This is a genomic window from Cupriavidus sp. SS-3, from assembly GCF_035818815.1.
Taxonomy (GTDB): domain Bacteria; phylum Pseudomonadota; class Gammaproteobacteria; order Burkholderiales; family Burkholderiaceae; genus Cupriavidus; species Cupriavidus taiwanensis_C.
On the sequence record NZ_JAYLVT010000026.1, the window covers coordinates 1 to 18,283 of the forward strand.

The 18,283-nt window shown below is 69.3% G+C and carries 20 protein-coding genes and 1 pseudogene; 12 read left to right on the forward strand and 9 right to left on the reverse strand.

Going from position 1 to position 18,283, the window contains the following annotated elements; genetic code table 11:
• Window positions 1-613 precede the first annotated feature (613 nt).
• Genes U9J39_RS27395 through U9J39_RS27415 form a run of 5 tightly spaced genes read left to right on the forward strand, consistent with a single transcriptional unit; the run spans window position 614 to window position 5,507 of the window.
• Window positions 614-1,798, forward strand: a complete 1,185-nt coding sequence (locus U9J39_RS27395) for an AI-2E family transporter (RefSeq protein WP_116312227.1) — start codon at window positions 614-616, stop codon at window positions 1,796-1,798.
• On the forward strand, window positions 1,798-2,496 hold the full coding sequence (locus tag U9J39_RS27400; protein ID WP_115708426.1) for a paraquat-inducible protein A: 699 nt from the start codon (window positions 1,798-1,800) through the stop codon (window positions 2,494-2,496). The genes U9J39_RS27395 and U9J39_RS27400 overlap by 1 nt, the downstream gene beginning before the upstream one ends.
• Complete coding sequence (locus U9J39_RS27405) at window positions 2,493-3,230, forward strand: paraquat-inducible protein A (protein WP_115708424.1); 738 nt, start codon at window positions 2,493-2,495, stop codon at window positions 3,228-3,230. The genes U9J39_RS27400 and U9J39_RS27405 overlap by 4 nt, the downstream gene beginning before the upstream one ends.
• Window positions 3,217-4,890 carry a PqiB family protein gene (locus U9J39_RS27410; RefSeq protein ID WP_326348605.1) on the forward strand — a complete coding sequence of 558 codons (1,674 nt, stop codon included), beginning with the start codon at window positions 3,217-3,219 and terminating at the stop codon, window positions 4,888-4,890. The genes U9J39_RS27405 and U9J39_RS27410 overlap by 14 nt, the downstream gene beginning before the upstream one ends.
• Window positions 4,887-5,507, forward strand: a complete 621-nt coding sequence (locus U9J39_RS27415) for a PqiC family protein (RefSeq protein WP_115708420.1) — start codon at window positions 4,887-4,889, stop codon at window positions 5,505-5,507. Before U9J39_RS27410 ends, U9J39_RS27415 begins: the two co-directional genes overlap by 4 nt.
• Here the strand turns inward: U9J39_RS27415 and U9J39_RS27420 are convergent.
• Window positions 5,504-6,034 (reverse strand): nucleoside 2-deoxyribosyltransferase, encoded by a 531-nt coding sequence (locus U9J39_RS27420; RefSeq protein ID WP_115711563.1) that lies wholly within the window; start codon window positions 6,032-6,034, stop codon window positions 5,504-5,506. The two genes, U9J39_RS27415 and U9J39_RS27420, sit on opposite strands and share 4 nt — an antisense overlap.
• Window positions 6,035-6,195: 161 nt before the next feature.
• On the opposite strand from U9J39_RS27420, the gene U9J39_RS27425 reads away from it, so the two are divergent.
• From U9J39_RS27425 to U9J39_RS27445, 5 genes are all read left to right on the forward strand, one after another.
• Entirely contained in the window at window positions 6,196-7,137 is a 942-nt protein-coding gene (locus U9J39_RS27425; RefSeq protein ID WP_326348607.1) for a 2-hydroxyacid dehydrogenase, read from the forward strand.
• Between the two features lie 80 nt (window positions 7,138-7,217).
• Window positions 7,218-7,412, forward strand: coding sequence for a DUF1059 domain-containing protein (locus tag U9J39_RS27430; RefSeq protein WP_012351957.1), 195 nt, complete (start codon window positions 7,218-7,220; stop codon window positions 7,410-7,412).
• A gap of 223 nt (window positions 7,413-7,635) precedes the next feature.
• Entirely contained in the window at window positions 7,636-8,403 is a 768-nt protein-coding gene (gene modA / locus U9J39_RS27435; protein ID WP_326348608.1) for a molybdate ABC transporter substrate-binding protein, read from the forward strand.
• A gap of 18 nt (window positions 8,404-8,421) precedes the next feature.
• Window positions 8,422-9,132 (forward strand): molybdate ABC transporter permease subunit, encoded by a 711-nt coding sequence (modB, locus tag U9J39_RS27440; RefSeq protein ID WP_115679551.1) that lies wholly within the window; start codon window positions 8,422-8,424, stop codon window positions 9,130-9,132.
• A 22-nt stretch (window positions 9,133-9,154) separates the two neighbouring features.
• Window positions 9,155-9,877, forward strand: coding sequence for a sulfate/molybdate ABC transporter ATP-binding protein (locus U9J39_RS27445; RefSeq protein WP_115679550.1), 723 nt, complete (start codon window positions 9,155-9,157; stop codon window positions 9,875-9,877).
• On the opposite strand, the gene U9J39_RS27450 is transcribed toward U9J39_RS27445, so the two are convergent.
• The 5 genes from U9J39_RS27450 to U9J39_RS27470 form a co-directional block, all read right to left on the reverse strand.
• On the reverse strand, window positions 9,847-10,386 hold the full coding sequence (locus tag U9J39_RS27450) for a class IV adenylate cyclase (protein WP_326348611.1): 540 nt from the start codon (window positions 10,384-10,386) through the stop codon (window positions 9,847-9,849). The two genes, U9J39_RS27445 and U9J39_RS27450, sit on opposite strands and share 31 nt — an antisense overlap.
• A 15-nt stretch (window positions 10,387-10,401) precedes the next feature.
• Window positions 10,402-11,001, reverse strand: coding sequence for a LysE/ArgO family amino acid transporter (locus U9J39_RS27455; RefSeq protein ID WP_116312223.1), 600 nt, complete (start codon window positions 10,999-11,001; stop codon window positions 10,402-10,404).
• A 52-nt stretch (window positions 11,002-11,053) separates the two neighbouring features.
• Window positions 11,054-11,848, reverse strand: a complete 795-nt coding sequence (locus U9J39_RS27460) for a TOBE domain-containing protein (RefSeq protein ID WP_326348612.1) — start codon at window positions 11,846-11,848, stop codon at window positions 11,054-11,056.
• Window positions 11,849-11,944: 96 nt separating this feature from the next.
• Complete coding sequence (locus U9J39_RS27465) at window positions 11,945-12,778, reverse strand: tyrosine-protein phosphatase (RefSeq protein ID WP_326348614.1); 834 nt, start codon at window positions 12,776-12,778, stop codon at window positions 11,945-11,947.
• A 47-nt stretch (window positions 12,779-12,825) separates the two neighbouring features.
• Window positions 12,826-13,071 (reverse strand): RNA-binding protein, encoded by a 246-nt coding sequence (locus U9J39_RS27470; protein WP_326348616.1) that lies wholly within the window; start codon window positions 13,069-13,071, stop codon window positions 12,826-12,828.
• Window positions 13,072-13,389: 318 nt separating this feature from the next.
• Between U9J39_RS27470 and U9J39_RS27475 the strand changes: the two are divergent.
• Both U9J39_RS27475 and U9J39_RS27480 read left to right on the forward strand, forming a co-directional pair.
• A pseudogene (locus tag U9J39_RS27475) lies at window positions 13,390-13,518 on the forward strand (anion permease); the annotation flags it as partial.
• A 59-nt stretch (window positions 13,519-13,577) separates the two neighbouring features.
• Window positions 13,578-14,273, forward strand: a complete 696-nt coding sequence (locus U9J39_RS27480) for a transglycosylase domain-containing protein (RefSeq protein ID WP_116312220.1) — start codon at window positions 13,578-13,580, stop codon at window positions 14,271-14,273.
• 27 nt (window positions 14,274-14,300) lie between these two features.
• On the opposite strand, the gene U9J39_RS27485 is transcribed toward U9J39_RS27480, so the two are convergent.
• From U9J39_RS27485 to fdhF, 3 genes are read right to left on the reverse strand one after another with little or no spacing between them, the layout of a single operon-like run.
• Window positions 14,301-14,525, reverse strand: coding sequence for a formate dehydrogenase subunit delta (locus U9J39_RS27485; protein ID WP_115708374.1), 225 nt, complete (start codon window positions 14,523-14,525; stop codon window positions 14,301-14,303).
• On the reverse strand, window positions 14,522-15,388 hold the full coding sequence (gene fdhD, locus U9J39_RS27490; RefSeq protein ID WP_116312219.1) for a formate dehydrogenase accessory sulfurtransferase FdhD: 867 nt from the start codon (window positions 15,386-15,388) through the stop codon (window positions 14,522-14,524). Before fdhD ends, U9J39_RS27485 begins: the two co-directional genes overlap by 4 nt.
• Window positions 15,389-15,403: 15 nt before the next feature.
• Window positions 15,404-18,283 carry a formate dehydrogenase subunit alpha gene (gene fdhF / locus U9J39_RS27495; protein ID WP_326348618.1) on the reverse strand — a complete coding sequence of 960 codons (2,880 nt, stop codon included), beginning with the start codon at window positions 18,281-18,283 and terminating at the stop codon, window positions 15,404-15,406.

The following is an 18,283-nucleotide window of genomic DNA, read 5'->3' on the forward strand; positions in this document are numbered from 1 at the left end:
TGGACAATCCCAATGAGGGTGTAGGCAGCCTGCTGCCGGCCGTATCGCGGGGACGCCTGCGGCTGCTGCGCAGGCTCGATTGCGCTGGCGGGTATTTGGCGCCAACGCAGCCAAAGGCGCCGCTGTACGATTCTCAGCCCGGGCCACAGACCGCAGCGCCAAGCGAGCGCAGCGATGCGTCCCGTGCCAGGGCCTACGCCGCGCGATAGGGCCGGCGCGCAGCGCAGCCGTAGGCGTTCCTACGGCAACGCCCGCAGCAGGGACCACCCACCGCTCTGGGCTCGTTCAACCTGCACTTCAACGCCCCTGCCACCGTGGTGCACCCCTGCGGCAGGCAGTCCCGCTATGCGAGGAAGCAAAGCCCCGTACGAAAACCCCCGGGCCCACTACGATAAGACATGCCGCCCGCAGGGCAGTAAACGCGCTTTTTGGTTACTTTTTGGCGCTCGGCCAAAAAGTGACCCGCCCAGCAGGGCGGAACCAGGCGGTCCAAAAGCCGACAGCATGTCACCACCAGCACCACCCCCTTTCCCATCCCCCCACCCCCCATAAGCTATATTTACGCCGTCCCCGTCACACCCACCCCCCGGGGGACAGAACAGAGACCCCAACCATGAGCTCCGGCCAGTTAATCGAAAAAATCGCCGCCGTCTTCGCGCTGATCGTGCTGATCGGCGGCTCGCTGCTGGTCCTGGCGCCGTTCACCACCGCGCTGCTGTGGGGCGCGATCCTGGCGTTCAGCTCCTGGCACCCCTACACCGTGCTGTCGCGCTGGCTCGGCAACCGCCGCGGCCTGGCCGCGCTGATCTGCGTGCTGCTGGCCACGGTGATCGTGCTGGGCCCGTTCGTCTATGCTGGCGCCAGCTTCTCCGCGCACCTGGACGACCTCGCCGCGCTGGTCGACCGCTATATGGAGCAGGGGCTGCCGCAGCTGCCGCTGTGGCTGAGCAGCCTGCCCTATGTCGGCAGCTACCTGCAAAGCTCGTGGGACGGCCTGATCAATGCCGATTCCGAGATGGTCGCCAACCTGCGCAAGCTGATCGCGCCGGTCGGGCACGTGCTGCTGGGCGCGGGCCTGTCGATCGGGGCCGGGCTGGGGCAGCTGGCGCTGTCGATCATCCTGGCATTCTTCTTCTACACCGGCGGCGAGTTCGCCATTGCCTGGCTGCGCGCGGGCATGCGCCGCATCGCCGGCGAGCGCGCCGACCACCTGCTGGAGCTGGCGGGCAGCACCGTCAAGGGCGTGGTCTACGGCGTGCTGGGCACCGCCTTCATCCAGGCCGTGCTGGCCGGCATCGGCCTGTGGATCGCGGGCGTGCCGGGTGCCGCCATCCTCGGCTTCGTCACCTTCTTCCTGTCAGTGGTGCCGGTCGGCCCGCCGCTGGTGTGGCTGCCGGCCGCGCTGTGGCTGTACCACACCGGCGCCACCGGCTGGGCCATCTTCCTGGTGGTGTGGGGCGTGGGCGTGGTCAGCATGGCCGACAACATCGTCAAGCCGCTGCTGATCAGCAAGGGCACGGGCATGCCGCTGATCTGGATCATGCTGGGCGTGCTCGGCGGCGCGCTGGCGTTCGGCTTCCTGGGCGTGTTCATCGGCCCGACCCTGCTGGCGGTGGCCTATGCCCTGCTGCGCGACTGGACCATCGGCTCGCAGGGCGAGCTGCAGCGCGACCTGCAGCAGGGCGCGGCGCTGGCATCCGCGCCGGCACCGGCCGCTGCGTCCGGCCCGGCATCGGCCCCGGCTGTGGTCGACAACCCCGATGTGCCGCCGGCAGCCACCGGCAAGCGATCCGGCTGATGGCGGCACACGACGTACCCCCGGCCCCGCCGGAGACCACGCTGCCCGACACCTCGCCGGCCGCGCTGCACCGGCTGGTGGCGTGCGAATACTGCGACGCCGTCTACGAGCGCACGCCGATCGCACCGGGCGAGCGCGCGCTGTGCCTGCGCTGCGGCGGCCAGCTCTACCGCGAGAGCCGGCGCCACTACCACCGGCTGCTGCCGCTGGTGCTCACCGCGCTGATCCTGTTCCTGATCTCCAACGCCTACCCCATCGTCGAGATGGACCTGAAAGGGGTGCGCACCCAGACCACGCTGCTGGGCGCGGTGCAGGCGCTGTATGCGGACCAGATGGCGCTGGTGGCGGCACTGGTGTTCGCCACCACCATCCTGTTTCCGCTGTCCGAGCTGCTGATGATGACTTACCTGCTGGTGCCGATGGCACAGCACCGCATGCCGGCCGGCTTCGACCGCATCGTGCGCGGCATCCGCCAGACCCGGCCGTGGGGCATGATCGAGGTCTTCATGATCGGCGTGCTGGTGACGCTGGTGAAGCTCTCGACCATGGCGCGCGTGCTGCCCGGCATTGCGCTGTGGTCGTTCGCCGCGCTGGTGATCGTGCTGGCGGCGATGCTGTCGTTCGATCCGCGCGACCTGTGGCGCCACCTGGAAACGCCCGACGACAAGGCCGCGGCGGCCGACGGGGAGCGCCGATGACCCAGCCGCAGCGACCGCCACCGCCCGCCGGCCGCCTGGCCCGTCCGCGCCAGCTCGCGCGGGAGGTGGTGGCGGAACTGACCGACGACGACGAGAACACTCCGCTGCCGCAGGTGCCCACCGCCAGCCGGCTCGGGCTGGTGTCGTGCCATGCATGCGACCTGGTCAGCCCGCGCACGCTGGAAGGCTCGCCCTGCCCGCGCTGCGGCGCCAGCCTGCACCATCGCAAGCCCGACAGCCTGGCGCGCACCTGGGCCTTCCTGCTGGCCGCGTACATCCTCTATATTCCTGCCAACATGCTGCCGGTGATGGTGACCCAGTCCATCCTCGGCACGCAGCAGGACACCATCCTGTCGGGCGTGATCTACCTGTGGCTGTCCGGTTCGCACATGCTGGCCGTGCTGGTGCTGATCGCCAGCATCGTGGTGCCGCTGCTGAAGATGGTGATCCTGACCTTCCTGCTGCTGTCGGTGCATTTCCGCTCGAGCTGGCGGATCCGGCAGCAGACCCGGCTGTACGGCCTGGTGGAGGTGATCGGCCGCTGGTCGATGCTCGATATTTTCGTGGTGGCGCTGCTGGCCTCGCTGGTGCGGGCCGGGGCGCTGGCCACCATCATCCCCGGCGGCGGCGCGCTCGCCTTTGGCGCGGTCGTGGTACTGACCATGCTGGCCTCGCTCAGCTTCGATCCGCGCCTGCTGTGGGATTCGCTGGAACCTGACAATGCCCGACACTGACAACCAAGCCCCGGCGGGTGCCATGCCGCCCTCTCCGCCCTCTCCGCCTTCGCCACCCCCGTCCGGCCTGCCCCGGCCCGAACGGCGGCGCCGCGCGCGCTGGCTGCCCTCGCTGGTATGGCTGATCCCGATCGTCGCCGCGGTGGTCGGAATCTCGCTGCTGATACACACGCTGACTTCGCGCGGGCCGGAGATCACCGTCAGCTTCCGCACCGCCGAAGGCCTTACGCCGGGCAAGACCGCGGTGCGCTACAAGGACGTCGACATCGGCCTGGTCAAGTCGGTGCGCCTGGCGCGCGATCGCTCGCACGTGGTGGCGTCGATCGACCTGACCAAGGACGCCGAGAACTTCGCCGTCGCCGACACCCGCTTCTGGGTGGTGCGCCCGCGCTTCGCCGCCAGTGGCGTGTCGGGGCTGGAGACGCTGCTGTCCGGTGCCTATATCGGCGTCGACGCCGGCAAGTCGACGGACTCGGCGCGCGACTTCAAGGGCCTGGAAGTGCCGCCGGTGGTGACCACCGACGCCTCCGGCAAGCAGTTCGTGCTGCGCGCGTCCGAGCTGGGTTCGCTCGACATCGGCTCGCCGGTCTATTACCGCCGCGTGCTGGTCGGCCAGGTGGTGGCCTACCAGCTCGATCCCAACGGCCGCGACATCACGCTGCGCGTGTTCGTCAACAAGCCCTATGACAAGCTGGTCACCGCCGACACGCGCTTCTGGCATGCCAGCGGAGTCGACCTCAAGCTCGATGCCGGCGGGCTCAAGCTGTCGACGCAATCGCTGGTGACGGTGCTGCTTGGCGGCGTCGCGTTCCAGGCCCCTGACCACACCACCGCCACCGACGCCGCCGCCGAGAACACCCAGTTCCTGCTGGCCGGCGACCAGGCCGAGGCGATGAAGGAGCCGGAAGAGCTGGCGCCGACGCTGGCGGTGCTCAATTTCGACCAGTCCGTGCGCGGCTTGTCGCCGGGTGCGCCGGTGGACTTCCGCGGCGTGATAGTGGGCCAGGTACGCTCGATCGGCATCGAATTCCAGCGCGAGAAGCGTGCCTTCCGCATGCCGGTGGTGGTCGAGCTGTACCCGTCGCGCATGGGCTTCCGCGAACGCGACGTCGAAGACCGCGAACGCGCGCGCAAGATCATCCAGGGGCTGATGCAGCGCGGCATGCGCGCGCAGCTGCGCACCGGCAACCTGCTCACCGGCCAGCTGTACGTGGCGCTCGACTTCTTCCCGAAGGCGGCGCCGGTCAAGGTCGACCTGGACGCGCCGATCCCGGAGTTCCCCACCACCCCCGGCGCCTTCGACCAGCTGCAGGCGCAGGTGGGCGACATCGTCAACCGCATCGACAAGGTGCCGTTCGACCAGATCGGCCAGGACCTGCGCACCACGGTGACGAGCCTGAACAAGACCCTGGCCACCGCCGACAAGCTGGTGCAGCAGCTCAACGGCGATGTCGCGCCGCAGGTGCTGGCCGCGCTGCAGGACGCGCGCAAGACCCTGACCGCGGCCAACGGCACGCTGGCGTCGGACGCGCCGCTGCAGCAGGATACGCGCCGCATGCTGCAGGAGCTGACGCGCACCGCCACGTCGCTGCGCACCCTGACCGATTACCTGGAACGCCACCCTGAAGCGCTGCTGCGCGGCAAGCCGGAGAAAGAATGATGAAGCGCCTTCCGCTCACGCTGGCCTGCGCCAGCTTCGCCGCGGCGGTACTGGCAGGCTGCGCCTCGCCCGAGCCGCGCTACTACACGTTGTCGCAAGGCCCCGCCGCCGTGGCGGCGCCAGCGCCGGCAGCCGCACCGTCGACGGACACGCTGTGGCTGGAGGTAGCGCCGGTGCGCGTGCCGGAGCGCCTCAACCGGCCGCAACTGGTGGTGCGCGATGGCCAGAACGGAAGCGGCGGCGATGCCGGCGTGCGCCTGCTGGACCTGTCGCGCTGGTCCGCGCCGCTGCCGGACGAGCTGCGCGATGCGCTGTCGCAGCGACTGCAAGCCACGCTGGGCGCGGTCGACACCTACCAGCAGGGGCTGTCCGACGTGCAGCCGCTGTACCGCATCACCACCGAAGTGCTGCGCCTGGACGCCGACGTGGGCCAGCGTGCCGGCGCCACCATCAACTGGACCGTGCGCCGGCTGCCCGATGGCAAGGTGGTCAGCGGCAGGACCCAGGCCGAGCTGCCCGCGCCGGGCGCGGTCGACGGGGTGGTCGCGGCGTATCGCGAGATCGTCGCGAGTACCGCCAACGATATCGCGGCCGGCGTGCAGGCGCTGCGGCGCTAGCTGCCGCTGCGGAGGGCCGCGTCGATGTCGTGCCGGGCGGCGGCCATGGCTGTCAGGCACTCGGCCGCGCCACCCCGCACCAGCCGCACCGGGCACGCCAGCATCAGGTTCTTGCCGAGCCCGAAGTCCTCGACGGTAAAGCCACGCGCATCCAGCGGCGTGCCGTCGGCATCGATGGCCATCGTGACGCGCTCGCGCAGCGTGCCGGTGTCGGCGCTGTAGCCCCACACGGGCTTTTGCAGCGCCACGGCAAAGCCGACCTCGAACGCCGTGCCGGAATCCGCTTCACCGGGGCCGCGGAAGTCATCCAGGTTGGCCATCACCAGGTCGGCGCGCCGCAGCAGCGCGATATTGGCGTCATAGATCCAGCGTGCGGTGTCGGGCCCGGACAGGCCTTCGGGCGCGGACTGGTCGAGCGGATACAGGCCGGTGAAGCCGTGCGTCGCGCACAGCGCCTTGAGATGCTCGCCCCAGGCGCGCGCGTCCTTGCGGAACACGTCAAAGCCGGCGAGGTAGATGGTGGTCATGGCACGTGGAAGCAGCGTGGCGCGGCGCTTGGCCGCGAGGCTTGCAGCATAACCCGCCGCCCGAACATCGCACAGCTTGCGCGCCCACGCCCGGCCGGGCGCCGGCGCGGGGCTGGCCCTTGCGCTAACATTGCCGGTCACGCCTCGACCTCCTCCTCCCCATGCCCGCTCCCCAGATCCTCCAGGTCGGCCCGCTCGCGCCGCCGGCCAATGCCACCCTGCAACAACAGTACGGCGCCGCGGCGCTGTGGCAGCAGGCCGATCCGCTGGCCTGGGCGCGCAGCGAGGGGCAGCAGGTGCGCGTGGTGGTGACCTCGGCGCGCCACGGCTGCAGTGCCGCGCTGATCGATGCGCTGCCGAGCCTCGAAGCCATCGTCAGCTTCGGCGTGGGCTATGACGCGATCGCGCTGGACGCAGCGCGTGCGCGCGGCATCCAGGTCAGCAACACGCCCGACGTGCTCAACGACTGCGTCGCCGACCTCGCCTTCGGGCTGCTGCTCGACGCGGCGCGCGGCATCGCCAATGGCGACCGCTTCGTGCGCGCCGGGCGCTGGCCGCAGGGCGGCTTCCCGCTGACCACGCGCGTCTCCGGCAAGAAGCTGGGCATCCTGGGCCTGGGCCGCATCGGCGAGATCGTCGCGCGGCGCGCGCAGGGCTTCGACATGGAGATCGCCTACCACAACCGCCACCCGCGCCAAGGCGCGCCGTGGCGCTTCGAAGCGGACCTGAAGGCGCTGGCAACGTGGGCCGACTTCCTGGTGGTCGCCACCGTCGGCGGGCCTTCGACCGCGGGGCTGGTCTCGCGCGAGATCCTCGATGCGCTCGGCCCGCGCGGCATCCTGGTCAACGTCTCGCGCGGCAGCGTGGTCGACGAGGCGGCGCTGGTCGCGGCGCTGGCCGAAGGCCGGCTCGGCGGCGCGGGGCTCGATGTGTTCCAGGACGAGCCCAACGTGCCACCGGCGCTGCTGGCGATGGACCATGTCGTGCTGGCGCCGCACATGGCCAGCGGCACGCACGAGACGCGCGCCGCCATGACCGCGCTGACGCTGCAGAACCTCGACGCGTTCCTGGCCGGCGGCAAGGTGCTGACGCCGGTGCTCTAGGGCACCAACCGGCAAGGACCGCGTGCCTATACTGGAGGCACCGGCTCAGCCCACCCCGCGGGCCGGCGTCAGGAGGCATCATGGCACGCAAGTTTATCGATTGCCGCGAGTATCCGAGCGACACCCACTGCACGGTCGCGCTGAGCGCCGACAGCGAGGACGAACTGCTCGAAGCCGCGGTCCAGCATGCGGTGGCGGTGCACCAGCATCAGGACACGCCTGAGCTGCGCAGCCAGCTGAAATCCATGTTCAAGGAAGGCACGCCGCCGGCCTGAAGCCGGCAGGGCTGGCGCCGGGCAGGCGCCAGCCGTTCCCTCCCCGGGGTTCATTCGCAGCCCCTGATACCGCACTTATGCCGGTTGGAATACCCCTGACACCCGTCATGGCGCATCATTGACGCCTCGCTATATACAGACGTATATTGCGCCTGACAGTCCACCCGCTCCGGCCTTGCCGCGCCAGCCCATGCATGCCGGCGGCCGCTTCCCGAGGATTCCGATGCCTGCCTTCCGTTCCCGCCGTCGCGGGCTGCTGCTGGCCGCCGCCACGCTGGCGCTGGCCGCCCCGCCTGCCTTCGCCGCCGACCTGGTGGTGTCCGCCGCAGCCAGCCTGACCAACGCCTTCAAATCACTGGCCGAGTCCTACGAGCGCGCCCACCCCGGCACGCACGTGGTGCTGAACTTCGGCGCCTCCGACGTGCTGATGCAGCAGATCGTCAAGGGCGCGCCGGCCGATGTGTTCGCCTCGGCCGACCAGGAGGCGATGAACAAGGCCGAGGCCGAAAAGGTGATCGCGCCGGCCTCGCGGCGCAACTTCGCCGCCAACCAGGTGGTGCTGATCGTGCCGGCCGACAGCAAGCTGGCGATCGCCTCGCTGCAGGACCTGACGCGCCCGGAAGTCCGGCGCATCGCCTACGGCAATCCGGTCTCGGTGCCGGTGGGCCGCTACACCCGCGGCGCACTGGAAGCGGCCGGGCTGTGGGACGCGGTCGCCGCCAAGGGCGTGCCGGCGCAGAACGTGCGCCAGAGCCTGGACTACGTCGCGCGCGGCGAGGTCGAGGCCGGCTTCGTCTTCGCCACCGACGCCACCGTGATGCCCGACAAGGTCAAAGTGGCGGTGCGCGTGCCCAGCCGCATGCCGGTGACCTACCCGATCGCCGTCACCAGCCAGGCACGCCAGCCGAAGGAAGCCGTGCAGTTCGTCGACTATGTCGCCTCGCCGGAAGGCCAGGCCATCCTGTCGCGCTTCGGCTTCCACAAGCCCTGACGCCGCGCCGCGCACGCCATGGATGCCGTCTGGGTACCGCTGCTGCTGTCGCTGAAGGTGGCGGGCTGGGCCACCGCGCTGAACGCCGTGCTCGGCGTCGGCGCGGCCTGGGCGCTGGCGCGCTGGCGCTCGCCGCTGCGCGACGTGGTCGACGCGGTGCTGACGCTGCCGCTGGTGCTGCCGCCGACGGTGCTGGGCTATTACCTGCTGGTGCTGGTGGGACGCCGTGGCGTGTTCGGCGAGTGGCTGGCGCGGCTCGGCATCGAGCTGGTCTTCACCTGGCAGGGCGCGGTGCTGGCGTCGACCATCGTCGCCTTCCCGCTGGTGCTGAAGTCCGCGCGCGCCGCCTTCGAAGGCGTGGACCACCAGCTGGAGAACGCCGCGCGCGTGCTGGGCGTGCCCGAAGCCGGCATCTTCTTTCGCGTCACGCTGCCGCTGGCGGCGCGCGGCATCATCGCCGGCGTGCTGCTGGCGTTTGCGCGCGCGCTGGGCGAATTCGGCGCCACGCTGATGATCGCGGGCAACCTGCCCGGGCGTACCCAGACACTGTCGGTGGCCATCTATGAGGCGGTCCAGGCCGGCGACGACAACACCGCCAACCTGCTGGTGCTGGTGACCTCCGTCACCTGCGTGCTGCTGCTGGTGATTGCCGGACGCCTGGTGCCAGCGGCCGCGCGCCATCCCGCTGAACTCTACGAACGCCGGCGCTTGCGCCCGCGAGTCCGCTAACGCCAGCATCACGCATATCGCCATGAGCATGCACGTCAGCATCCGCAAGCAGATGGTCTCGGCCGACCGCCACTTCGGGCTCGATATCGAATTCGATTCGGCCAGCCGGCGCATTGCGCTGTTCGGCCCTTCGGGCGCCGGCAAGAGCCTGACGCTGCGCGCCATCGCCGGGCTGCTGACGCCGGACAGCGGCCGCATCGTGCTCAACGGCCGCACCCTGTTCGACGCCGACGCCGGCATCGACGTGCGTCCGCAGGAGCGCCGCGTGGCCTACCTGTTCCAGGAATATGCGCTGTTCCCGCACCTGACCGTGGGCCAGAACATCGGCTTCGGCCTGGCGCGCGGCTGGCGCAATCCGCGCCGCGGCGCCGCGCATCCGCAGGCGCAGCGCTGGATCGATGCCTTCGGCCTGGCCGACATCGCCGGCAACTACCCGGCGGAGATCTCCGGCGGCCAGAAGCAGCGCGTGGCGCTGGCGCGCGCACTGGTGGCGCAGCCCGACATCGTCCTGCTCGATGAACCGTTCTCGGCGCTGGATCCCGCGCTGCGCGCGCGCATGCGGGCGGAGCTGCGCACGCTGCAGGCCAGCCTCGACGTGCCGATGCTGGTGATCTCGCACGACCCGGCCGATGTCGAGGCGCTGGGCGACCACGTGCTGGAAATCCGCGAAGGCCGCATCTTCGGCAGCGGCACCAGCCGCCACCATCCGCCGGTCTACGCGCCGGTGCCGGCGCGCGTGGCCTGAGCCGCGCGCAGCAGGTCCACGTACGCGCCTTCGATCAAGGCGGACGCGGGAACGCCCAGGCGGGCCAGCAGGGCGTGGGCCTCGGCCACGCCGTCAGCCACGCTTTCCGCATCGGCCAGCACCACTTCGAGCTCCAGGAAATCGCCGAGCGCCTCGACCCGGTCCAGGTGCACGCGCGTGCGTCCCGCCAGGTACAGCGTGCGCAGCTTGCGCACGCGCCCGCCCTCACCGTGCGCGGCGGCCAAGGCGGCGCGCAGCGTGCCGGGCGATGGCGTCGGCGACAGGATGTAGAAGCTCTCCTTCGGCCCGGCCTCGTCGGCGCGCGCGTAGAAGATCAGTTCGCCGCGCTCCGGCGCGAACTCGCGCAGCTTGAGCCGCCCGTTGGCGCAGCGGAAGAAGGTATCGTCCTGGCAGATGTATTCGGGTCCGTGGTCGGCCAGTGCGGCGGCGCGCGGCAACAGCGCCTCGACGCTGTCTATGCGCGCCTTGATCTCGACGTTTCTTGGCATCCGTGCTCCTTCCGTTCAACCGATCAGCAAACGCGCGGCAATCACCCACATGGTGATGCCGATCACCACCTCCAGCACCTGCCATGCCCGCGGCCGCGCGAACACCGGCCGCAGCAGTGCGGCGCCATAGCCCAGCGCGAAGAAGAACAGGAACGATGCGCTCATCGCCCCCGCGGCGAATTCGCGCGCGTGGCCCGCGAACTGGGTCGACACCGAACCGATCAGCATCACCGTGTCGAGATACACATGCGGATTGAGCCAGGTGAAGGCCAGGCACACGGCCAGCGTCGGCGCCAGCGGCCGCGGCGCGGCATCGCTGGGATCCAGCACCGCGTTCGAGCGCCACGCCGCGACGAAGCTGCGCGCGCCATACCAGGCCAGGAAGGCCGCGCCGCCATAGCGCATGGCCTCGCCCAGCCACGGCAACGCACGGATCATCACGGCAAAGCCCGACACGCCCAGCAGGATCAGCAGCGCATCCGACAGCGCGCACACCAGGCAGACCCAGAACACGTGCTCGCGCCGCAGGCCCTGCCGCAGCACGAAGGCATTCTGGGAACCGATGGCAAGAATCAGGGAAAGACCGAGGGAAAAGCCAGCCAGCGCGGCGTGCATTGCGAGGGAAACGACATGCTTTGGGGGCGGCTATTATTGCACGCCGCGGCACTCATCCCACTATGCCGAGGATCACGCTCGAGGCCTTGAAGATCGCCACCGCGGCCACGCCGGCCTGCAGTCCCAGCGCCTCGACGCTGCTGTTGGTGACGATCGCGGCCACCGTGCCGCCACCGTCGAGCTCGATCACCACCTCGGCGTTCACCGCACCAGGCATCACCCGCGCCACCACGCCCGCCAGCTGGTTGCGCGCCGACAGCCGCAGCCCCGGGTCGGGCAGCCCCACCAGCACCGACGATGCCTTGATCAGCGCAAACGCCTCGACGCCTTCGGCAAGTTCCAGCGTCTCGACGCTCTCGTGCGTGATGGTGGCGACGATGCGCTGCCCGCCGGTCAGCTCCAGCACCACCTCGTCGTTGACCGCGCCGCCCTTGACGCTGGCCACGCGCCCGAACAGCTTGTTGCGCGCACTGGTCTTGATCATCATTCGCCTCATCAGGTGGATATCGTCGGCCGCGCCCTCGCCCAGCCGCGACAACTGCGCGACAAAGCGCCGGTGCTCGTCCTCGAGCGCGCGATAGGTGCGGATCAGCTGTTCGCCGCGCGCGGTCAGGCGCGTGCCGCCGCCGCCCTTGCCGCCCGCGGCGCGCACCACCAGCGGCTCGCCGGCGCTGTTGTTCATCGCGTCGATGGCGTCCCACGCCGCCTTGTAGCTGATGCCGACGGCGCGCGCGGCGGCCGTGATCGAGCCGTGCGCGCCGATGGCGGCGAGCAGCGCGATGCGGTCCTTGCCGCCCCATTCCTGCGAGCCGGAGCGGAACCAGATGGCTCCCTGGAGTTCAAGCATTGGGGGTCGGGCGCCGCTGGCCGGCACCGCAATGAAGTCGGTAACGCGGTTATGGTAATCCGATTTCGGGATCCGCCCCGCCAGTGAGCCGGTGATTCAGCCGGCCAGGTAGTGCGCGCGCAGCTGCGCGACGTCGACCTGCAGCGCGTCGCGCAGGTAGTTGCCGACGCTGCCCCAGCCCGCGTCGATGGCCTGCATCGACGCCTCGAGATAGCTGGCCCGGACTTCCAGCAGCGGCATCATCACCGCGGCATCGATGCCGAGCCCGCCCATCTGCGCCAGCGCGGCCGCGTTGAACTGCGCGTTGCGCTGGTTCGATTCCAGGTAGTTGGCCAGGATGTCGTCCTGGCCGACACCCAGCGCGGCCAGCAACAGCAGCGCGGCAAAGCCGGTGCGGTCCTTGCCCGCGGTGCAGTGGAACAGCAGCGTCTGGCCGCCCTGCACGGTCTGCATGAAGCCGGCGAAGGCGGCGCGGTAGCGCACCGGGAAATCGCGGTACACCTCGAGCATGAAGGCATCCATTTGCGCCGGCGTGCTGGCGCGCAGGCGCGGCATCAGCACATCCATCGCCATGCTGCCTTCCAGCACCGGCACCGCCTGCCAGCGGAAGCGCTGGCCGAAGGCCGCTTCGCCCGGCGACTTCTCGCCGGGTGAGCGGAAGTCCACCACCATGTCGAGCCCGAGCGCCTGCAGCCGCTCCAGGTCGGCATCGCTCGCCAGCGCCGGGTTGCCGCTGCGAAAGAGCCGGCCCTGGCGCACGCGGCGCCCTTGCGCGCCCACCAGTCCGCCCAGGTCGCGCGCGTTGCTGATGCGCTCGAATACCAGCTCCGGCACCTCCGGCATGTGCGGCACGGCACCGGTCGCCGCCGGTGTTGGCGGCATGGCCGCGAAGGCATGCGGGCATGCCGCGCGTTGAAGCCACTTGAGCATTGTTCTTTCCAGTTTGTCGTTGCCGGGCGCGCCGGTGCCGCGTCGCTTCAGCGCTCGCGGTACGCCGGCACGTGCCAGCGCAGGATGCAGCCGGCGATATAGCGCCGGTCCAGCCGCGCCACCAGTTTCCAGACCGTCAGCGCGCCGGCGTCGATATCGACCCAGGCCCAGGGATGCCTGGGGTCGCCTTCCTGCACCAGTTCCACCGAACGGATCTTCGCATACCGTGCCAGCGCCTTGCGCAGCACCGCCGGGTCCAGCCCGGCCTTGAGACCGCGTACTAAAACCTTCATGGTCGGCTCCAATTATTTCAGATCACTCCGGCTCGTGTCTCGCGGAACCCGGAACGGCCCCGGTATCGGATCATGCGGACTGCCGCGCAGGCCTTGTGTGGCGAGCCTCTCACTGGTATGACGCGCGCGGCGGCCGGGGAATCCGGCGATCTGCCATCGCCTTGATCTTGCGCATGACGGGCGTAACTATCCGGCCTCGGTCCTCGACATCGCCCGCCGTCGGCCGGAGAATTTCAGATAGTCGAAACGACAAGGAGTGTCGGCGATGCGGCGCGTGCTGGCGCCGATCGGCGACAGCGTTACCAGCGCGATGCGCCGGTCTGCCTGGGCACCGAGACCTTCAACGGGCGGCAGTTCGCGCGCATCGGCATCCCGGTCACGGTCATCGGCTACGCCATGATGCTGCTGTTCGCCGCGACCTACTGGCGCTGGCTTGGCTGGGTATAAGTAAAACCGCAAACCCGCGGGCTCGCGCGGGGCGCGCGGCGGCTGGCACAATACGCGCCATGAAAAGCCTCTGCTCCGCCCTGCTCAAGCTGCTATTGCTCGCCGCGATCGGCGGCGCGCTGCTGGCCGCCATCGCCCTCCTAGCCGCCAACCGGCAGTTGCCGTCGCTCGACGCGCTCACCGCCTTCCGCGATACGCCGGACTACGTGCCCATCGGCAAGATGCCGCGCGCGCTGACCGAGGCCGTGGTGGCGATCGAGGACGAACGCTTCTACCTGCATGACGGCATCGACTACGTCGGCGTGATCCGCGCGGGCGTCGCCAACCTGTCGGACGAGCTGTCGCAGGGAGCGTCGACCATCACCATGCAGGTCGCGCGCAATTTCTACCTGTCGCGGGAAAAGACCTACACGCGCAAGCTGTATGAGGTGCTGCTGTCGTACCGGATCGAAAAGGCCCTCAGCAAGGACGAGATCCTCGAGCTGTACCTGAACAAGATCTACCTGGGACAGGGCGCCTATGGCTTTGCCGACGCCGCGCGAACCTACTTCGGCAAGCGGCTGGACCAGCTGACGCTGGCTGAGTGCGCGATGCTGGCGGGATTGCCGAAGGCGCCGTCGGCCAACAACCCGGTGGCGAATCCGCGGCGGGCGCGGCAGCGGCAGGTTTATATCCTGCAGCGGATGCTGGAGCTGGGGCGGATTTCGCGGGGAGAGTATGACGGGGCGTTGCTGGAGCCGTTGCGGCTGCGCTGACCCGGGCCAGTCCGCCACGCGCCCCGGCTACTCCAGCATGGCCCGGTGCCGGCCCAGCGCCTCCCGCACAATTTCCAGCAGCCCGCTGCCGGCATCGGCATCGACATGCCCGAGCAAGGCCCGGCGCATGCGCGGCTCCCAGAAGCGCTTGATGTGCCCGGCAATATCCGCGACCGCCTCCTCGCGATCGGGCATGGCTTCGAAGAAGCTGCCGATCTGGTTGGCCATGGTGATGAGGTTGTCGATCTTCATGCCAGACTCACTTCGTGCTGCAGACGTTGGGGATGGGCGTACACCACGTGCGCGCCGGCGCGCACGAAGCCGGCCAGGGTGATGTCGGCTTGTTCGGCAAGCCGCACGGCCAGCGCCGTCGGTGCGGACACTGCTGCCAGCACGCCGGCGCCGATGGCGGCGGTCTTCAGTACCATTTCATAGCTTGCGCGGCTGGTCACCAGCACGGCGCCGCCGGAGATGTCCTCGCCGCTGCGGGCGAGCGCGCCCGCGAGCTTGTCCAGCGCGTTGTGGCGGCCCACGTCTTCGCGCACCAGTGATACATGGCCATCGGCACGCAACCATGCGGCAGCGTGGGTCGCACCCGTGTGTTGCTGCAGCTCCTGCCGCAGTTGCAGTTGCACGAAGGCGGCCTGGATCACGTCGGTATGGAAGCTGGCATCGCTGCGCACCGGTGCCGGCAGGCGCATCACCTGTTCCAGCGATTCGGTGCCGCACAGCCCGCAGCCGGTGCGCCCGGCCAGCGAGCGGCGGCGGTCCTTGAGCCGCATGAAGGCTTCCGATGCGATCTCCAGCTGCACCGCGATGCCTTCCTCGCGCGTGTCGATTTCGATGTCATAGACATCGGCGGCACGGGTAACGATGCCTTCGCTAAGGCTGAACCCGAGCGCAAAGTCCTCCAGGTCGGCCGGCGTGGCCAGCATCACCGCGTGCGAGATGCCGTTGTACACCAGCGCGACCGGCACTTCCTCGGCCACTTCATCGGGGCTCAGCATCAGCTCGCCGCGGCGCCAGCGGCTGACCGCGAAGGTGCTGTGAGTGGCGGGCACGGCTTCTTCCGCCGCGGCCGGATCAACTTCCGGCGACTGCATGCAGCGCATCATCGCGTGGCCCTCCGCTCAGCCCGCGGCCTGCGCCGGGTCGGCGCTGGCCGCCTCCAGCAGCCGCAGCTGCGTGGCGTTGAAGTCCTGGTACTGGCGCTGCCATGCCGATGGCTGCGCCACCGGCAGCACCTGCACCGCGGTGACCTTGTACTCGGGGCAGTTGGTGGCCCAGTCCGAGTTGTCGGTGGTGATCACGTTGGCGCCCGACTCGGGGAAGTGGAAGGTGGTGTAGACCACGCCGGGCTGCATGCGCTCGCTGACGATGGCGCGCAGCACGGTGTCGCCGGCGCGGCTCTGCACCCCGACCCAGTCGCCGTCCTTGATGCCACGTTCTTCGGCATCGTGCGGATGGATCTCGAGCCGGTCCTCGGCATGCCAGTGGACGTTGTCGGTGCGCCGCGTCTGCGCGCCGACGTTGTACTGCGACAGGATGCGCCCGGTGGTCAGGATCAGCGGGAAGGCGCGCGTGACCTTCTCGGTGGTGGGCACGTACCGGGTGATGATGAACTTGCCCTTGCCGCGCACGAAGGCATCGATATGCATGGTCGGCGTGCCTTCCGGCGCGTCGGCATTGCACGGCCACTGGATGCTGCCCAGCTGTTCCAGGCGCTGGTAGCTGACGCCGGCGAAGGTCGGCGTCAGCCGCGCGATCTCGTCCATGATCTCGGACGGATGCTGGTAGTCCATCGGGTAGCCGAGCGCATTGGCCAGCAGCATGGTGGCCTCCCAGTCGGCATAGCGCGCCTTGGGCGGCATCACCTTGCGCACGCGCGAGATGCGGCGCTCGGCGTTGGTGAAGGTGCCGTCCTTTTCCAGAAACGACGAGCCCGGCAGGAATACGTGCGCGTACTTGGCGGTCTCGTTCAGGAAGATGTCCTGCACCACGATGCATTCCATCGACGACAGCGCCTCGGACACGTGCTGCGTGTTCGGGTCCGACTGCACGATGTCCTCGCCCTGGCAGTACAGGCCCTTGAAGCTGCCCGCCAGCGCGGCCTCGAACATGTTGGGGATGCGCAGGCCCGGCTCGGGGCTGATCTCGACATTCCACGCGGCTTCGAACAGGCCGCGCGTGGTCGAGTCCGACACGTGGCGATAGCCCGGCAGCTCATGCGGGAACGAGCCGATATCGCACGAGCCCTGCACGTTGTTCTGCCCGCGCAGCGGGTTCACGCCCACGCCTTCGCGGCCGATATTGCCGGTGGCCATGGCGAGGTTGGCGATGCCCATCACGGTGGTGGAGCCTTGCGCATGCTCGGTCACGCCCAGGCCGTAGTAGATCGCGGCGTTGCCGCCGGTGGCGTACAGGCGCGCCGCGCCGCGCAGCTGGTCCGCGGGGATGCCGGTGACGCTTTCCATGGCCTCGGGCGAGTTCTCCGGCAGCGCGACAAAGTCGCGCCACTGCCCGAACGCGCGATCCTCGCAGCGCTCGGCGATAAAGGCTTCGTTGAGCAGGCCTTCGGTGACGATCACGTGCGCCAGCGAGGTCACCAGCGCGACGTTGGTGCCCGGGCGCAGCTGCAGGTGGAAGTCGGCGCGGATATGCGGCGAATCGACCAGGTCGATGCGGCGCGGATCGACCACGATCAGCTTCGCGCCGGCGCGCAGGCGCTTTTTCATGCGCGAGGCGAACACGGGGTGGCCATCGGTCGGGTTGGCGCCGATCACCATGATCACGTCGGCCTTCTCGACCGACTTGAAGGTCTGCGTGCCCGCCGATTCGCCCAGGGTCTGCTTCAGGCCGTAGCCGGTCGGCGAATGGCATACGCGCGCGCAGGTGTCGACGTTGTTGTTGCCGAACGCGGCGCGCACCAGCTTCTGCACCAGATAGCCCTCCTCGTTGGTGCAGCGCGACGACACGATGCCGCCGATCGAGTCCTTGCCGTGCTTTGCCTGGATCCGCTTGAACTCGGACGCGGCATAGTCGATCGCCTCTTCCCACGACACCTCGCGCCACGGATCGGTGATCCTGGACCGGATCATCGGCTTGAGGATGCGGTCCTTGTGCGTGGCGTAGCCCCAGGCGAAGCGGCCCTTGACGCAGGCGTGGCCCTCGTTGGCCTTGCCGTCCTTGTACGGCACCATGCGCACCACTTCATTGCCCTTCATCTCGGCCTTGAACGAGCAGCCCACGCCGCAATAGGCGCAGGTGGTCACGGTGCTGTGCGAAGGCTGGCCCAGCTTGATGATGGAAGTCTCGGTCAGCGTCGCGGTCGGACACGCCTGCACGCAGGCGCCGCACGAGACGCAGTCCGACTCCATGAACGGCTGGCTGGTGCCGGGCGAGACGCGGGAATCGAAGCCGCGGCCGCTGATGGTCAGCGCGAAAGTGCCCTGGGTTTCCTCGCAGGCGCGCACGCAGCGGTTGCAGACGATGCACTTGGACGGGTCGTAGGTGAAGTAGGGATTGGACTCGTCCTTCTTCATCTGCGTGTGCGTGGCGATCGGGGCCGATTCCGGTCCGCCATCGTTGTAGCGCACCTCGCGCAGGCCGACCACGCCGGCCATGTCCTGCAGCTCGCAATTGCCGTTGGTGGGGCAGGTCAGGCAATCGAGCGGGTGGTCGGAGATATACAGCTCCATCACCCCGCGACGCAGGTCGGCAAGCTTGTCGCTCTGGGTCTTCACCTTCATGCCGGCTTCCACCGGCGTGGTGCACGAGGCCGGATAGCCGCGCCGCCCCTCGATCTCGACCAGGCACAGCCGGCACGAGCCGAAGGCTTCGAGGCTGTCGGTAGCGCACAGCTTGGGCACCGCGATCTGCGCCTCCATCGCGGCGCGCATCACCGACGTGCCGGCCGGCACGGTGACGCTGACGCCGTCGACCTCCAGGGTGACCATGTCGGTCGATGGGCTGGCGGGCGTGCCGAAATCAATCTCGTTGCGGGCGTTCAT

Excerpts from the sequence above, each read along its gene's own strand:
- U9J39_RS27395 (WP_116312227.1), top strand. The coding sequence starts at position 614 with ATGAGCTCCGGCCAGTTAATCGAAAAAATCGCCGCCGTCTTCGCGCTG.
- U9J39_RS27400 (WP_115708426.1), top strand. The coding sequence starts at position 1,798 with ATGGCGGCACACGACGTACCCCCGGCCCCGCCGGAGACCACGCTGCCC.
- U9J39_RS27405 (WP_115708424.1), top strand. The coding sequence starts at position 2,493 with ATGACCCAGCCGCAGCGACCGCCACCGCCCGCCGGCCGCCTGGCCCGT.
- U9J39_RS27410 (WP_326348605.1), top strand. The coding sequence starts at position 3,217 with ATGCCCGACACTGACAACCAAGCCCCGGCGGGTGCCATGCCGCCCTCT.
- U9J39_RS27415 (WP_115708420.1), top strand. The coding sequence starts at position 4,887 with ATGATGAAGCGCCTTCCGCTCACGCTGGCCTGCGCCAGCTTCGCCGCG.
- U9J39_RS27420 (WP_115711563.1), bottom strand. The coding sequence starts at position 6,034 with ATGACCACCATCTACCTCGCCGGCTTTGACGTGTTCCGCAAGGACGCG.
- U9J39_RS27425 (WP_326348607.1), top strand. The coding sequence starts at position 6,196 with ATGCCCGCTCCCCAGATCCTCCAGGTCGGCCCGCTCGCGCCGCCGGCC.
- U9J39_RS27430 (WP_012351957.1), top strand. The coding sequence starts at position 7,218 with ATGGCACGCAAGTTTATCGATTGCCGCGAGTATCCGAGCGACACCCAC.
- modA (WP_326348608.1), top strand. The coding sequence starts at position 7,636 with ATGCCTGCCTTCCGTTCCCGCCGTCGCGGGCTGCTGCTGGCCGCCGCC.
- modB (WP_115679551.1), top strand. The coding sequence starts at position 8,422 with ATGGATGCCGTCTGGGTACCGCTGCTGCTGTCGCTGAAGGTGGCGGGC.
- U9J39_RS27445 (WP_115679550.1), top strand. The coding sequence starts at position 9,155 with ATGAGCATGCACGTCAGCATCCGCAAGCAGATGGTCTCGGCCGACCGC.
- U9J39_RS27450 (WP_326348611.1), bottom strand. The coding sequence starts at position 10,386 with ATGCCAAGAAACGTCGAGATCAAGGCGCGCATAGACAGCGTCGAGGCG.
- U9J39_RS27455 (WP_116312223.1), bottom strand. The coding sequence starts at position 11,001 with ATGCACGCCGCGCTGGCTGGCTTTTCCCTCGGTCTTTCCCTGATTCTT.
- U9J39_RS27460 (WP_326348612.1), bottom strand. The coding sequence starts at position 11,848 with ATGCTTGAACTCCAGGGAGCCATCTGGTTCCGCTCCGGCTCGCAGGAA.
- U9J39_RS27465 (WP_326348614.1), bottom strand. The coding sequence starts at position 12,778 with ATGCTCAAGTGGCTTCAACGCGCGGCATGCCCGCATGCCTTCGCGGCC.
- U9J39_RS27470 (WP_326348616.1), bottom strand. The coding sequence starts at position 13,071 with ATGAAGGTTTTAGTACGCGGTCTCAAGGCCGGGCTGGACCCGGCGGTG.
- U9J39_RS27480 (WP_116312220.1), top strand. The coding sequence starts at position 13,578 with ATGAAAAGCCTCTGCTCCGCCCTGCTCAAGCTGCTATTGCTCGCCGCG.
- U9J39_RS27485 (WP_115708374.1), bottom strand. The coding sequence starts at position 14,525 with ATGAAGATCGACAACCTCATCACCATGGCCAACCAGATCGGCAGCTTC.
- fdhD (WP_116312219.1), bottom strand. The coding sequence starts at position 15,388 with ATGATGCGCTGCATGCAGTCGCCGGAAGTTGATCCGGCCGCGGCGGAA.
- fdhF (WP_326348618.1), bottom strand. The coding sequence starts at position 18,283 with ATGAACGCCCGCAACGAGATTGATTTCGGCACGCCCGCCAGCCCATCG.